Here is a 12,526-nt window from a genome sequence, read left to right as displayed (position 1 = left end):
TGAAAACAAAAACCCCGACGCAGTGGCCGGGGTTGGTTGATGTAAACGGGGTTGTGGGTTAGAACCCGGACTGCGCCAGCAGCGCCTCGATCTGGGCCTCTGTCATGTTGCCCATCTCGCCGATTAGATCGGCTTGAGACATGGCACCATAGCGCTCGACACCCGTTGCCGGTGCGTGATGGGTTTGGCCGAGTTCTGATGGGCTGGACGGGATGTGATCAGCTGGTTTCTCTGCCGCCTTGCCGGGTGCCTTGGTGGGAGGCGCTTCAACCTCATCACCAAAGGCCAGCTTGGTGCGGCGAGCCACTTCTGCGAATCGCTCCGCCAGCGGCTTGTTGCTCCACGCGGGGTCGGCCTGCAACTTGTCATCGATAGTGAGGGCCATCTCGAAGCGGTCCTGGTCGCCGTCACGCCATGCGGCCAGGTCAGGTACCGCCTGCAGTGCGGCCTGTACCGGGTTGGCGACTGGCTGAACCTGTTGCGGCGCGGCTTGTTGCTCCAGCTTTTGGAGCTTGCTGGCAATGGCAGCGATGGACTTGCCGAGATCCGGGTAGTCCTGCGCCAGTTGCTCCAGCTCCTCCTGGCTGATGTCGTCCGGGTCAACCGATGGGTCGATCCCGTTCTTCTCCAGCAACGCCTGCAACTTATCCCGCTCCGCCTGGGCCTGCTGCGCCTGAGTCAGCTGCTCACGCAACTGCTTGGCTTCATTGCGCGCCTGCTCCAGCACCTCATACGGGATGGTGTGTTGACCGTTCTTGGCCATAACGACCTTTTCAGGTGCGCTGGCCTGTTCCTCAACCTGATTGGCTGCGGCTTGTTCGCTACCGGCTGCCACCTCGCCCGCCGACGGCGCGGGTTCTACGTCCGTTTGCTTGGTGCCAGTGCCATTGTCCAGCTCGACATCGGGCGCTTGCTCAATCTCGGCCAGCATGGCTTCCAGTTCGTCCAGGCTTTCAGTCCCGGTCAGGTTATCGATGGTTTTGCTCATGGTCGTCCTCGTGGGTTTTCAGTGGGTGGTATCGCTGCCCAAGCGGGGGAGGGCTCTCGTTGAAAGCGCTCCCCCGCTGGGGCTGGGCATAAAAAAGCCCGCACAAGGCGGGCAAAGGCTGTCGTCTATCGCTAGGGATTCACTTAAACTCAAAATCTCTCGGAGAGTCGCGCTTCTCGTTCAGAGAGGTACTGTTTCTTTGCGCTATCGACAGCAACCTGGTGCTGCTGCTCATTCTCACCAACAGAGCAAACCACTATCTCGCCCTCTGCAACTGCAATCCTTGTTGAAATAATCGGTAGTGTTGCACCACCGACTCGCGGCCCGCTCATTTCTTCAAGGTGGCACTTGAGCCGCCAGCCTTCCAGCTTCCACAGCTCTTGGCGGGCCTTGGCTTCGGCATCCTTGATGGCGTACTTGGCGCCAAGCTCTGCATTGAAGTTGGCCGGGTCGGCGCAGGCGGTCATGCCGATGGCGAGGGTGAAGCCGTTGGCAGCAATGGCGGTGGCCAGCGTGGTTGTGGTGCCGGGAACAACCTGCACCTCATAGCGAATGCTGCGCATCAGCGCATCGATCTGGTCAGGGGTGACGCGCGGCGCTGTCAGTCCGAGAGTCTGGATCTCGCGCTCCATCTCGGCATCCTCTTCACTGGCGCACACAGCCTGCTCTTCGAGCATGAGGTATCCACCCTCAAACACATCTTTCGGGCTGAATGATACATAGTCGTTCTCATACAGCACGATGTAGTCACCAATGCCAGGGGTGAAGCGGGCAACCATGTCCGGGGTGACCATGTAGGGAATGGTGATGCCGTCATAGAGTGGATTGGTGATGTCGATCATGAAGTTGCCATGCTCGTCACAGGGGTGAACCTCTGAGATTACCGCTGCATGAACCTTCTTGTACGACTGGAACTCGGCCATCGCGTTACGGATGAGGATGATCCCGCCGTCCTCACTGAGGGCTGCCTCAAGCACACCTTTCAACTCAACCTTGTCGGTCATGTCCCGCTCCAAATAAAAAACCCGGCGCTATGGCCGGGTCTGGAAATGAAAAGGCCCAATCTCGAAAGACTGGGCCATGATGGAGAAATCCTAACGCTGGGCGATTAGGAAAGCAACTATCAGAGCGCGATCGCGTCTATCTGCTGCTGAATGGTGTCCAACAGCTGGGCCTGCAGGGCTGCCTGCTCGGTCTGCATCGCCTGCTGCTGGGCTGCCAGCTGCTCCATCTCCTGCAGGGTCTTGCCGGTCTGGGCCTGCTTGAGGGCGTCCTCGAAGCGGATAGAGTCGGTCAGCTTGGTGATGCGCTGGGCCTCTGCCTGCCACTTGGCGGCCTTACCTTCCAGCTCTGCCAGCTTGGCCTGCATTTCCTGCATGGCCATCTGCTGCTGCATCTGGGCCAGCTGGGCCTGCTGCTCTGCGGCGGCGCGTTCCTCATCGTTCATCTCTTCCGGGTCCTTCTGGATGTTGAGGGCATTGCGGATCCGCTCCACAAACTCGGCCTTGCGCGGCACATCCATCAGCTCAACCAGCAAATCAAAGCAGGCAGCGGCGGCCTCTGGCGGCAACTGAGACATAGCCTGAGTCATTCGCTCGGCCAGCTGCTGCTTGTAAGCGGCGGTCTGCTGGATTGGCGCCAGGGCGATATGGGCTCGCAGGCGAGTCACGTCGTTGGTCAGCTTGCCACCTTCCTGCTCCACGTTGATCACCACAGCCTTGCGGCGGCGCGGGTCATCGCGGTTTACGGTCACCTTGTAGTTGCGCTTGCTGGCCATATCCTCAAGCAGATAGGCCAGTGCCAGCTGCCCTACCTGCTGGCAGCCCATCCGGTAGTTGTCGTTGATCTCCGACAGGGTGGTCGCGCCCTGCTCCACCAGATTACTGATGGCAACGCCAGATTGGCCGGTAGAGCCCTGCCCCAAGAAGGCGGCATAAACCCCCATGGTGTCTTGGATCAGCTTCACCGAGTCCTGCATCACCTGGAACTGCTGGGCCGCCACGTTGAAATCCTGCTCCACCTTGAAGGCGTCGCTCACGCTGGTCTTATTGGCACGGTCAGGGTTGAGCTCGATATAGCCATCCGGACGCTCTACCTGCTCCAGCACCTGATCCCGGCTCATGTTGGTGGCGTCCTTATCCATGATGACGCGCTTGGCCTGCAGCAAGAAGGTGAGCTTGATACGGCGCAGGTTCACCTCATCCTGTGCTGGCATGGCGCGGGCAATCAGGCCATATGGCTCGCCGGTACGGTCCTTGCGGTACCCCCAGAACGGCACCAGCGGATACATGTTGTGCGGGGCGGAGCAGGGGCGATCGACCAGATGATGGGGGCCAACGAACCATGACTCGCGGATCACGGCTACCGGACAGCGTTCCAGCCTGGCGCGACCGCTGGCAATGGCGGCACGGTGCAGCTGATTGCTCTTGTCAAACTCCAGCGCACGGCCAGAGTCGAGCATCAGCACCTGGCGCATGGTGTAGGTGCGGTAGTAGACCACCTGCAGCAGGACGCGATCCCGCTCCCGGCTGCACCACTCGATCTCCTTGCCGCTGAACTGGCTCCACTCGTCATATGCGCTGACAAGGTTGGGGTCCAGCCCCTCGATAGAAGTCAGTCTGACCATCCCAGCCCAATCATTGACACCCCATTCCAGCGCCTGAGCCTTGCTCGGGAACATGGTCTTGGCCTCATCCAGATCAACCCAGCGGCGGCGCATCAGCCAACGGCAGTCGCTCAAATCGGGCTCCCGGCTGTGCCAATCCCAATACACCTCGTCACGGTGGACGCTGCTGAACTTGTAGCGCGGTCCGAACGGGTCACCACGGCGGCTGACCTCAACCCATCCCAAGCCGGTCTTGATCTGGCCGCCATATGCCTCACCACGGGCGCGATCCAGCCCGCCCAAGCGGCACATATCGGAATATTCGGCGTTGACGGCCTCGGCCAGTTGCTCGAGCTCGTCGTCGTGGTCATCAGCAATAACCATCAGATCGGTGCGGCTCTTGGCCTCCATCCCCAGCACGCCGTCAATAGTCGGGGCGATCAGGTTATGGATGGTGATGGGCTGGCCCCGCTCCTTGAGCACCTTGACCACCTCTGGCGGCAGCTGGTCGCCGTCGTAGTAGGCACAGGAGCGATTGGCAAGGCTTCGCCAGTCTGGCTGGCCATTGATATCGCTCATCAGCGCGAGCAGCTTCTGCGTATCGAGGCCGCCCTTCTCGGGGGCTTTGGGTTGTGAGTTGATCATCAGTTGGCCATCCAATGCTTGGGTTTACGGGTGGATTCGGGTTTGACGATGCGGGCAGGCATGCGGGCGCGCATCTCTTGGGCAATCATGTAGCTCATCAGTTGGTCGTCGTAGCAGCCTTCCTGGGCGTTCATGCTGCCGGATTTGTCATAGACGTAGGTGGTTGCTTCGGAAATGGTGCCTATCCAGCGGATCCCGGCCTGACCGGCACGCAGCAGGGCCTTGAGACCATCCACCACGATCGGCTTGGATTGACGTGTGGTCAGCCAGCCGAGGCGCTGCGTCTCATCATCCCGATCCCGGTCGATATACTCCTGGGTGTAGATGCGGCGGGTAGGATAGAGCTCGCGCAGCTTGAGCAGGACAGCGTGACCGTGGTTGTTACGCTCCGGGCCGATATAGGCGGGGCCATGCTCTGCGGTGCCGTAGAGCTTACCGACATGGGCCAGCAGCTGGGCAAAGAGACCGGGATCCAGATGGCCGAACCAGTGGGCAACCTGACGCCCGTCACTCTTGGCGATCACGTCAAAGCTGGAGCGGTCGCCGTGCTCGAGACCTTCCGCCACGTCGGCGCCAATGGCGTAATCCTCATCGGGATCGGGCAGCTCCCACACCAACAGCATGTTCTCAAGGGAGCGCTGACCCTGCTCGTCCAGCTTGTCAGGCTTGCGGGCCTTCTCACGCTTGCCGGTAACGGGATCCATGTCATAGACGATGAGAGGCGGCATGCAGTCGCCCTCTGCCTCCATGGTGGCGATGGGGTCGAATACCCTACGGCCAGAGGTCAGGAACGCCTCCAGCGGCGTGCTGGGGTACTCCTGCTTCATTTCTCCGCGCTGCGTCCTCTCTTTCAGTACATACCACTGACGCTGTTCGTCGCTGATGGTGCAACCCATGGCTTTCTCAACCGCGGCGAAGTAGTCGGCCTGCGCCTTGCTCATCACCACGCCGGACGCTGGAACGTCGGCGCGATACTTTGGGTCCTGCCACCAGGCGAAAAAATGAAACTTCCAGTCGAGCTGAGTCAGCTCTCCTGCGGACCTTGTTAGCTCGAGGGACTGCATGCTCATGGCGTGGAAATCGCCGCCCACGCCTTCGGCTGTGGATTCAATAAAGGCCACAGAGCCCTCGTGAATGGCGTTGAGGGTACCTGTTCGCACCTCCTTGGCCTTCTCCGGGTACTTGGCGCAGATCTTGCCGTGCTCTGACACATGCAGGCGCTGGACGGTACCGGAGCGGAAAGAGGTGGCGACGCGAATGCTGGATCCGTGCTTGAATAGGATGTAACCACCGTTATTCCCTCCGCGCCGGGTCACCACCTTGAACTGAGCCTTGATCCAGCTGGGCAGGTTATCGAACGGCACTTCAATCTTGGTGCGGTAGATTTCCCCTGCTGCAGCCAAGTCCTGAGCGATGATTCCGCACTTAAGGTTGTCGTTGAACAGCGCCTCATCGAGCAGATAGATATCTATGGCCGTGGAGAACCCGAGCTGACGCGCCTTGAGGATGATGTTCAGCCACCACATGGTCTTGAACAGCAGCTCCTGCGCCGGACGCAGCCGAAAGCGCACCAACTGGCCCTGCTCGTTCTCGATCATGTAGAGGTTGTTCATCCGCCACCACTTATCGCTGAGCTTTTCGCGGATACCCGCAATCTGCTCCTGCTCAGTCATGGCGGAGATGTCGAGTTCGGTCATTGGATGGTCTCAGGCAATAAAAAACCCGCCGAAGCGGGTTGGTGTGGGTGATGCAGTGTTTATGCTCGTTCGCGCCATGCTGCGGCGATATGGCCAATCTCATCCCTGGCTGCGGCGCGCTGCTTGGCGCTCTCGGCCAACATAGTCACATGGCGGGGATTGGCAATCATGGCGCCCATCTCGACCAGCACACCGTTGCGGTAAAGGCGGTATGGCTCAAGGAGGATGCGCTCATGGGTGACAGTGGCGGCATAATCAGGCTCCTCATCACTGCCAATCAGTCGCAATTCCCCCATGACAGGAGGCAGTTCGTACCACACCTCGCGCCCTGAATCGATTTCATCGCACACCGCTCTCGGTAGCGGGTAGTCAGCAATGTAAACAGCCTTCCCTGTCTCATCCTTGCGGTAAATTCTCATCACTCCCTCCAGCGTGGAAAACTCAGGCGATCGGGCTTTCATCTTTTATCCACCGCTCAAGCTCTGTGATCTTTTCATCCCAACGCTTGAAGGCAGCCGTTGCGCGCTCATCATCATCAGGCCCGGTATCTTCTACGCCAAAAAGCTCAGACACCGAGCGCAGCTTGGCAATAGCCTCAATAGCCAAAATCCTTTGGGTGGCCTGACGCTCCCTTTGTTTCATCGCTGACTCCTGCATGGCGGGTGAATTAAGACTCGCATTTTATCACGACATCATGCCGCCAGTCCCCATCTTGCGGAGCTCCGAGAGCATCTCGCTCACTGGGGTGGTATCGCTACCGCCATCCTTCTCCAGCCGGTCGGCTTCGGCGGTCAACTTGCGGGTGGCAGCCTTGATCCGCTTGGTGTCCGCCTCAATCTTGGGGCCAGTCACCGCATCAATTCGCAAGGTGCTCAGGGTGCGTTCGATAGACTCAATGCGCTGGATGTTCCGGTCGAGAGCCTGCTCAGCTTTCAGGATCTTGTCATAGAGCCCAATCCGGTCGGTCATCTCTGTGGCATCTACCAGATCCTGATGCAGGTTCTTCAAGGTCTTGGTGACAGAGATAACGCGAGCCCGGGTGAATATCAGCTCGTCATGCAGCCTCAACTCCTCGGCCTGGTCGAACAGCTCAGGCGAATCAAGGAATTGGGCGTAGCCACCATGGGTCAGCGCGGGCCGATCGCCTGGCTTCCACTTTGCGACAGGGCTCGGGTTGCCGGGGTTGCCGACGGACTCACGATTGCCCACGCCAAAGCGGCCATCTGGCTGGCGTCCCGATTTTCTTTTCGGGTTTTGGCCTGAGTCGTCAGGGGTTTGTGTGGATGAGGATGACTTTTCCCCTCTTCCCTCTCCCCTCTTGGCCTTACCTTCATTCCCCTTGGGTTGCGCACTTTGCGCAGATTGCGCAGTTTTGCGCACTTCGGATTGCGCAGATTGCGCAGCTACGCGAGATTTATCGGGTTGTGCGGGGGATTGCCCCCGCGATTTCAAATAGCGACGCGCCGAGTTGTAGTTCAGGCCGCGGCTGTCACACCAGTCTTTCGCACTGATGCCGGTCGCTTCGTGCTCCTGCAGGAATTCTGCATTGAGCTGTGCCCAGTCGGTCTTTGCCATTTAGAGAGATAGCTCGCCTTCGACAACGGTGTCGCCTGGTACGGGCTGATGGGTTGCCGGTACCACTACGGAAACGCCGGTATTGAGAACAACCAGGGCATGACTGCCGTCATACTCCTTCACATGAGTGATAACCCCGGTCACGGTAACGCCATTAACCACCGCATCGCTCCAGTGCATCGAGATAGTCCAGTAGGTCGGCTGTTGAGTCCCCAGAAAGACAAACCCCGCCGTTATTGGCGGGGCTCCATGTCAGCCTGGGAGTGGGTGGTGGGCAGTTCGCTGTTTGGCTTGGCGTTGTCTGACAGCTGGCCAGAAGCAGCACCGAAGCGAGCAGCAAAGCGCCCTTGTGGGTCACTATGGTTTTGGTCATAGCTTTCCTGCACCTCCCTTGCCCGTTCCTGCTTAAGCCAACGGCCCAGAAGGGCCGTTAGAATGTCGAGCAGTTGGAGCAAGCTGTTCATGTTATTGCTTCCGGGCTTTGTCGGCCGGCAGGTTCAGGGCCAGCTTGTCCAGCACCTTGATGAGACCGACCAGGAAGGCGTCTACCTTCCCGATAATCTCATCATCCCGGGTGGACGGGGTGACGGCCGCAATCTTGGCCAGACCCTGCACCACAAGGGACGCGCCCCCTACCACGGCCATCAGGATGACAATCCAGTTGATGACCACCTCAACGATGTGTTCCATCGCACTCTCCTCTCTGCGGTTACCGGTTACCCGGCGATATCGGCAAGGCTGGCGCCTACGCCTCTGACTTCGAGAACTCGGCGGCAGCCATCACCGGAAGCTCCCCTGCCGGCATAGGCTCACCAGTTGGCCAGCGGTATGCGGTAACCCGGGAGCGAGGGAACGCCTTCACATTCACGGCGTCAGCCTGGTTGCCACCCAGCACCAACAGATTGCCAGCCTTGTCCTGCCCCACGACGAAACCGACATGGCCGCCACCATCACGGCTGAATACCACCACGCAGCCAGCAACCGGCTTATCCAGCTTCTCACCCCAGGAGGCATAAGAACGCGCCCCCTCGAATCGGGTGGACTGAACACCTACCCGCTCCAGGCAAGCGCCCACGAATGCCGCGCACCACGGCGTCTCGTCGTCTTTGATGCCGCCACGCTTGATAGCCTTCCACATCGCCACGATTTCAGGGTTGTGATTCGACCCCTTGATTTCAGTCAGCCCGATATGTCGGCGGGCCTCTTCTACCCAACGCTGTGCCATTACTCTTTCCCCCCAGTCATCCAGCCGGTTGCCCGGCGCTCGTAAAGCTCCAGAGCCTTCGACCCCATCAGGCCAGCCAGACCAGCCATAAAGCCACACAGCGGCAGCGGTGCGGCGATATACCAGCTCAGAAGCATGGTCAGCATCCCGGCGAAGCCTGACACCACAACCTGCAGCGCCGCCTCCGCCCAGCGGAACTGCCGCCGTTCGCGCTTCACTGTCTGTATGTAGGTCACAAGCCCTCCCCATACGCTCAGCCCGCCGAACGCCAGATAGGCGAGCATGCTGTAGTTCTGTGGATCCTTGTCAGGCGTCATCGCCCCTCCAGAAACGACAAAGCCCGCACGATGGCGGGCCGGAAATGAAAAAGGCCAGAGTCCCGGGGGAATCTGGCCATCTTTGATAGATACTAACGCTGGGGCGGTGGGGATTCAAGCAATCAGGGTAATGGATTGGCTATTCTGGTTTGCGTACGCCGTTGTGTGCATGAGACAAAAGGAACTGCCTTAAATCCTCCATATCCCGCTGGCATCGTAGGCATTCTTCAAGCATACACAGCGCCTCCGCGGCAACCGAAGGCACACCGCCTTTCCCGCCAAGATACGAGGTGAAACCAACCTTGGCGACCGATACATTGTCAAAAAACAGCGCCTTGGCCTCTTCGTTATCATTCAAGGCCCCAATCAACGCGAACCCCGCCTGGTCTCCGGTCAATCTCAAGCTGATATCCACCAACTTCCCAACCGGAAACGCCTCTCTCATCATCTCATTGCCACTCTGCATACCCTTATACCCCACTGTTTTTTTCAAATTTGACCAAGCCTACGCAGCCCGCATCTGGCGCACCTGCCGGTCCATGATCTTGGACAGATCGGACGCTTGGTGGATCACCTCATCAACCAGCCGCTCGACGCGCTGTCGCATCTCCTGGCCGAACCGACGCGCGACCATATCAGCATGCGGCACGACTCGCCCGGTACCGTGGCACTTGGGGCACTCGTCACCCTTGCGGGGGCGGATCCCGGTGCCCTTGCAGTGCGGGCAGCGGCCGGATTGCAGCATCTCGGCGACACAGTGGTCGTGGGCGAGAGACAAGATCCCGTTACGCTCAGCCAGCAGGCGCTGATATTCGTGGTCATTACCGGCCCGGTGGGCACGCTTGGCCTTCTCCATCACCACGGCGGCGCGGCGGCGCTCCTTGTCGTAATGGGGGTGGGATGACACCAGGTTAGCCAACTGCTCAGGCAGCGGGCGGCGCAGCAGGATAGCCAGCGCCATACCACCGGCCTCGGCATTACCGGCCGCGCACTCAAAATGCGCAAGCAGCTCAGAGATGGCGGCAGCGTCGAGCAGGTGATCGGCCATCATGAACTGGAGCCCCTGCGGGTTGTTTTTGGCGGCTACCTGCAAGGCACCGATAAAATCATCCCGCCCCAGGGCGTTGAAGTTGCTGGAGGTTGGCTCATGGAGCGCCCCTTTTGGTGAGAACAGGCGCAGTGCCATTTCCAGTGAATTACTCATGGGTTGGTCCTCGTTTGGTCTTGGTCCTGATTGAAAGCGGTGAGCAGCCAGGCACGCAGCTGGCCGGATTTGATGTGTTCCGGGGTCGCCTCGATGACAGTCCAACCCAATAAGCGGGCCTCGTTCATCTTGGCGCGATCCTCCACGAACCCTTTGCCGCGGGTATGCCGGCCACCGGAGTGGATACCGCCGTGGATCTCGACGGCGATCATGCGGGTGGGCCAGGCATAATCGAGGCGCCACTTGCGCTTGGGGTGGAACACCAGCTCGGTGGCAGGGTCGGGGAAGCCGACCAACTGGGACAGCACCTTGTCGTGCAGCTCATCCACCTGTTGCGCCTTCTTGACCTTGTTCACCACGGACTTGGCTTTCGGGTGTTTATCCAGCAGACGGGCTGCATCGATGGCTGAGAGACGGATCATGCAGCCTCCTTGATTCGCTCAAGGAGGTTTTTTGCCTCGCGCACAACAAACTTGTTGTAGGCATCATCAAAACTCGGCCGCTCAATCCCACCGATGACTCTTTCGAGGTGGGCGATCAGCTCGCTACGCTGAGCCAGCATCTCCGGCAGGCTGTATGTATTGGCCTTGCTGAAATTCTTGGTAAATTCGTTGATAACGTCGCCATGGTAAACCCCGTCATCAAACAACTGCTTTCCGCTCATGCCGCCCTCCCGATGGTGTTCTTGCGCAGTTCGGCCACTTCCCGGGCTACCTGCTCCAGCAAATCCTCCTCGGTACCGTGCTCCTGCTGCCAAGTGCGCGGTGCAGCGTGGAATCCGGTGGGGTAGCAAGCGCGATGGTGCCGCGGGCACAGTGGCAGCACTCTGGTGTGCTCGGCGCGCTGGGCCATACCAGACCCAGAGCGCACATGATGGATTTCCGCTGGCGTGGCGCCATACCCGGCATTTCGGCAGGCGATACAGCCGAGCGAGCTCACATCATCCAACCACTGCTGGTCAGCCTTGGTTTTGCTCATCGCGCGCTCCTTTCATCGTGTGAGACTGCAGCGATTGCAAGTTCAGCAAGGTGAATGCCCCGCCTTTTTGCGGACACCAACCGGCCGTATCGATATGGATCACGTTACCAAGCGCTACCGGGCTGCTCATGGGGGTGTGACCAACAACTAGGGCATGCACATCAGGCACACCGCTCTCATCACCAAGCTCCACACGCCGACGCGACCACATGCAGGCGTTCTTAATGGAGCGCAGCAATCCATGGTTTCCCTCTGCGCCATCCTCAAGCTTTTCAATCAGGTAGCTCCAGGACGGGAATGGGCAATCCGCATGGACCAGGCCAATCAACCCACTCGGCGTATCCACCTCGATGGCGATAGGCAGCTCGCGGAACTGGGCTGCGTACTCGCCGCGCTCCACATCGAGCAATGACATGAACCAAGCCCCACCGTTCTGCAACCAGTTTCCTGTGTCACAGGTGTCGTGACGGCACACATAGTCGTCGTGGTTGCCACGCACCGGGTGGAACCATGGCTTGGCCAGCCACTCCAGCACCAACTCGCATTCAGGCCCACGATCTACCAAGTCTCCGACAGAGAACAGGCGATCGCGGGCGGGGTCAAAGCCAACCTTATCGAGAGCCTGCTGCAATAGGGTGAAGTGGCCGTGAATATCGCCTACCGCGAAGTCTCGCCCCGCGGTATTCGCTGAAAATCTCTTGACCAGTGAGCTCATGCAGCAGCCCTCCCGTATGCAGCCACCCAGTCGAAGCCGCGGCGGGATTCATCCCCGAACTTCACGCCCTGCTGGGCACCGAAAGACTGAGCCAGCTCGATAAGATCGCGCATCTCTCGCACGGTCATCTTGGAGGTGGACTTGCCCAGCACCACGAACCCGTTGCCGTCGATGTTCGGTACCACGTCCTGCTGGTACAGGGCGGCGGAGAGGACGTGTTTCCAGTCCTCCTTGGAGAGCTTGCGGCCGTGCCAGTTCACCTGCTCGGCGATGTCGGTCATGACCGCCCAAAACAGGGCATTCTGGGCCAAGGACCGGGTCATTTCCTTGATTTCGAGGACCAGCGGCTTGTCCTGATCAACAGGCAGGCTTGCTACCAGCTGGCAGGCGCGGGTGCGGATTTCAGGGCTGCGCAGGAAGTGCTTTGGATAGTTGCTCATCCTCACCCCCGCTTGGCTTTGTTGCGGCGCTTGGCGGCTGCACGCTGGCGTTTGGCGGCCCTGTCATTGCGCGGGTTGGGGATGCAGTATGAATCTGACGATGTGAAGTGCTGCAAGCGCATCCAAGGAGCATGCGC

General features: G+C 59.6%; 19 protein-coding genes. All 19 read right to left on the bottom strand.

The features are described 5' to 3' along the window. Positions 1-58: 58 nt before the first annotated feature. Positions 59-988: a hypothetical protein gene (locus A9G06_RS18095; protein WP_069556125.1), complete on the bottom strand. Its 930-nt coding sequence runs from the start codon at positions 986-988 to the stop codon at positions 59-61. Positions 989-1,137: 149 nt separating this feature from the next. After that, positions 1,138-1,992 (bottom strand): Gp49 family protein, encoded by an 855-nt coding sequence (locus A9G06_RS22095; protein WP_069556124.1) that lies wholly within the window; start codon positions 1,990-1,992, stop codon positions 1,138-1,140. Positions 1,993-2,111: 119 nt separating this feature from the next. After that, complete coding sequence (locus A9G06_RS18085; RefSeq protein WP_069556123.1) at positions 2,112-4,238, bottom strand: portal protein; 2,127 nt, start codon at positions 4,236-4,238, stop codon at positions 2,112-2,114. Next, positions 4,238-5,935 (bottom strand): terminase, encoded by a 1,698-nt coding sequence (locus A9G06_RS18080; protein ID WP_069556122.1) that lies wholly within the window; start codon positions 5,933-5,935, stop codon positions 4,238-4,240. Before A9G06_RS18080 ends, A9G06_RS18085 begins: the two co-directional genes overlap by 1 nt. Before the next feature lie 59 nt (positions 5,936-5,994). Beyond that, positions 5,995-6,354: a hypothetical protein gene (locus A9G06_RS18075; RefSeq protein WP_069556121.1), complete on the bottom strand. Its 360-nt coding sequence runs from the start codon at positions 6,352-6,354 to the stop codon at positions 5,995-5,997. A 22-nt stretch (positions 6,355-6,376) separates the two neighbouring features. Further along, the gene (locus tag A9G06_RS18070) at positions 6,377-6,577 is read right to left on the bottom strand and encodes a hypothetical protein (RefSeq protein ID WP_069556120.1); all 201 of its coding nucleotides are present in this window, start codon (positions 6,575-6,577) and stop codon (positions 6,377-6,379) included. 42 nt (positions 6,578-6,619) lie between these two features. Continuing rightward, entirely contained in the window at positions 6,620-7,510 is an 891-nt protein-coding gene (locus tag A9G06_RS18065) for a terminase (protein ID WP_069556119.1), read from the bottom strand. After that, on the bottom strand, positions 7,511-7,690 hold the full coding sequence (locus A9G06_RS18060; RefSeq protein ID WP_205756326.1) for a hypothetical protein: 180 nt from the start codon (positions 7,688-7,690) through the stop codon (positions 7,511-7,513). A gap of 53 nt (positions 7,691-7,743) precedes the next feature. Continuing rightward, on the bottom strand, positions 7,744-7,974 hold the full coding sequence (locus tag A9G06_RS18055; protein ID WP_069556118.1) for a hypothetical protein: 231 nt from the start codon (positions 7,972-7,974) through the stop codon (positions 7,744-7,746). A 1-nt stretch (position 7,975) separates the two neighbouring features. Then, positions 7,976-8,200 (bottom strand): hypothetical protein, encoded by a 225-nt coding sequence (locus A9G06_RS18050; protein ID WP_069556117.1) that lies wholly within the window; start codon positions 8,198-8,200, stop codon positions 7,976-7,978. A gap of 55 nt (positions 8,201-8,255) precedes the next feature. Beyond that, a complete protein-coding gene (locus A9G06_RS18045) occupies positions 8,256-8,735 on the bottom strand; it encodes a TIGR02594 family protein (RefSeq protein ID WP_069556116.1) in 480 nt (159 codons plus the stop codon). Then, positions 8,735-9,052: a phage holin family protein gene (locus A9G06_RS18040; protein ID WP_069556115.1), complete on the bottom strand. Its 318-nt coding sequence runs from the start codon at positions 9,050-9,052 to the stop codon at positions 8,735-8,737. The genes A9G06_RS18045 and A9G06_RS18040 overlap by 1 nt, the downstream gene beginning before the upstream one ends. Positions 9,053-9,191: 139 nt before the next feature. Continuing rightward, positions 9,192-9,518 carry a hypothetical protein gene (locus tag A9G06_RS18035; RefSeq protein WP_139126286.1) on the bottom strand — a complete coding sequence of 109 codons (327 nt, stop codon included), beginning with the start codon at positions 9,516-9,518 and terminating at the stop codon, positions 9,192-9,194. Positions 9,519-9,557: 39 nt separating this feature from the next. Then, the gene (locus A9G06_RS18030) at positions 9,558-10,256 is read right to left on the bottom strand and encodes a TIGR02642 family protein (RefSeq protein WP_069556113.1); all 699 of its coding nucleotides are present in this window, start codon (positions 10,254-10,256) and stop codon (positions 9,558-9,560) included. Further along, the gene (locus A9G06_RS18025) at positions 10,253-10,678 is read right to left on the bottom strand and encodes a hypothetical protein (RefSeq protein ID WP_069556112.1); all 426 of its coding nucleotides are present in this window, start codon (positions 10,676-10,678) and stop codon (positions 10,253-10,255) included. Before A9G06_RS18025 ends, A9G06_RS18030 begins: the two co-directional genes overlap by 4 nt. Then, positions 10,675-10,920 carry a hypothetical protein gene (locus tag A9G06_RS18020; protein ID WP_069556111.1) on the bottom strand — a complete coding sequence of 82 codons (246 nt, stop codon included), beginning with the start codon at positions 10,918-10,920 and terminating at the stop codon, positions 10,675-10,677. Before A9G06_RS18020 ends, A9G06_RS18025 begins: the two co-directional genes overlap by 4 nt. Beyond that, complete coding sequence (locus A9G06_RS18015; protein WP_069556110.1) at positions 10,917-11,234, bottom strand: Ref family recombination enhancement nuclease; 318 nt, start codon at positions 11,232-11,234, stop codon at positions 10,917-10,919. Before A9G06_RS18015 ends, A9G06_RS18020 begins: the two co-directional genes overlap by 4 nt. Continuing rightward, positions 11,215-11,949 (bottom strand): metallophosphoesterase, encoded by a 735-nt coding sequence (locus A9G06_RS18010; RefSeq protein ID WP_069556109.1) that lies wholly within the window; start codon positions 11,947-11,949, stop codon positions 11,215-11,217. Before A9G06_RS18010 ends, A9G06_RS18015 begins: the two co-directional genes overlap by 20 nt. Beyond that, positions 11,946-12,389, bottom strand: coding sequence for a recombination protein NinB (locus tag A9G06_RS18005; RefSeq protein WP_069556108.1), 444 nt, complete (start codon positions 12,387-12,389; stop codon positions 11,946-11,948). Before A9G06_RS18005 ends, A9G06_RS18010 begins: the two co-directional genes overlap by 4 nt. Positions 12,390-12,526: the final 137 nt, after the last annotated feature.

Origin of the sequence: Aeromonas sp. DNP9, assembly GCF_001728955.1 — a bacterium.
GTDB lineage: Bacteria > Pseudomonadota > Gammaproteobacteria > Enterobacterales > Aeromonadaceae > Aeromonas > Aeromonas veronii.
This window is presented reverse-complemented; position numbering and strand designations above follow the sequence as displayed.

Excerpts from the sequence above, each read along its gene's own strand:
- A9G06_RS18025 (WP_069556112.1), bottom strand. The coding sequence starts at position 10,678 with ATGATCCGTCTCTCAGCCATCGATGCAGCCCGTCTGCTGGATAAACAC.
- A9G06_RS22095 (WP_069556124.1), bottom strand. The coding sequence starts at position 1,992 with ATGACCGACAAGGTTGAGTTGAAAGGTGTGCTTGAGGCAGCCCTCAGT.
- A9G06_RS18030 (WP_069556113.1), bottom strand. The coding sequence starts at position 10,256 with ATGAGTAATTCACTGGAAATGGCACTGCGCCTGTTCTCACCAAAAGGG.
- A9G06_RS18020 (WP_069556111.1), bottom strand. The coding sequence starts at position 10,920 with ATGAGCGGAAAGCAGTTGTTTGATGACGGGGTTTACCATGGCGACGTT.
- A9G06_RS18065 (WP_069556119.1), bottom strand. The coding sequence starts at position 7,510 with ATGGCAAAGACCGACTGGGCACAGCTCAATGCAGAATTCCTGCAGGAG.
- A9G06_RS18095 (WP_069556125.1), bottom strand. The coding sequence starts at position 988 with ATGAGCAAAACCATCGATAACCTGACCGGGACTGAAAGCCTGGACGAA.
- A9G06_RS18035 (WP_139126286.1), bottom strand. The coding sequence starts at position 9,518 with ATGCAGAGTGGCAATGAGATGATGAGAGAGGCGTTTCCGGTTGGGAAG.
- A9G06_RS18080 (WP_069556122.1), bottom strand. The coding sequence starts at position 5,935 with ATGACCGAACTCGACATCTCCGCCATGACTGAGCAGGAGCAGATTGCG.
- A9G06_RS18005 (WP_069556108.1), bottom strand. The coding sequence starts at position 12,389 with ATGAGCAACTATCCAAAGCACTTCCTGCGCAGCCCTGAAATCCGCACC.
- A9G06_RS18040 (WP_069556115.1), bottom strand. The coding sequence starts at position 9,052 with ATGACGCCTGACAAGGATCCACAGAACTACAGCATGCTCGCCTATCTG.
- A9G06_RS18015 (WP_069556110.1), bottom strand. The coding sequence starts at position 11,234 with ATGAGCAAAACCAAGGCTGACCAGCAGTGGTTGGATGATGTGAGCTCG.
- A9G06_RS18070 (WP_069556120.1), bottom strand. The coding sequence starts at position 6,577 with ATGAAACAAAGGGAGCGTCAGGCCACCCAAAGGATTTTGGCTATTGAG.
- A9G06_RS18010 (WP_069556109.1), bottom strand. The coding sequence starts at position 11,949 with ATGAGCTCACTGGTCAAGAGATTTTCAGCGAATACCGCGGGGCGAGAC.
- A9G06_RS18050 (WP_069556117.1), bottom strand. The coding sequence starts at position 8,200 with ATGGAACACATCGTTGAGGTGGTCATCAACTGGATTGTCATCCTGATG.
- A9G06_RS18060 (WP_205756326.1), bottom strand. The coding sequence starts at position 7,690 with ATGCACTGGAGCGATGCGGTGGTTAATGGCGTTACCGTGACCGGGGTT.
- A9G06_RS18085 (WP_069556123.1), bottom strand. The coding sequence starts at position 4,238 with ATGATCAACTCACAACCCAAAGCCCCCGAGAAGGGCGGCCTCGATACG.
- A9G06_RS18055 (WP_069556118.1), bottom strand. The coding sequence starts at position 7,974 with ATGAACAGCTTGCTCCAACTGCTCGACATTCTAACGGCCCTTCTGGGC.
- A9G06_RS18045 (WP_069556116.1), bottom strand. The coding sequence starts at position 8,735 with ATGGCACAGCGTTGGGTAGAAGAGGCCCGCCGACATATCGGGCTGACT.
- A9G06_RS18075 (WP_069556121.1), bottom strand. The coding sequence starts at position 6,354 with ATGAGAATTTACCGCAAGGATGAGACAGGGAAGGCTGTTTACATTGCT.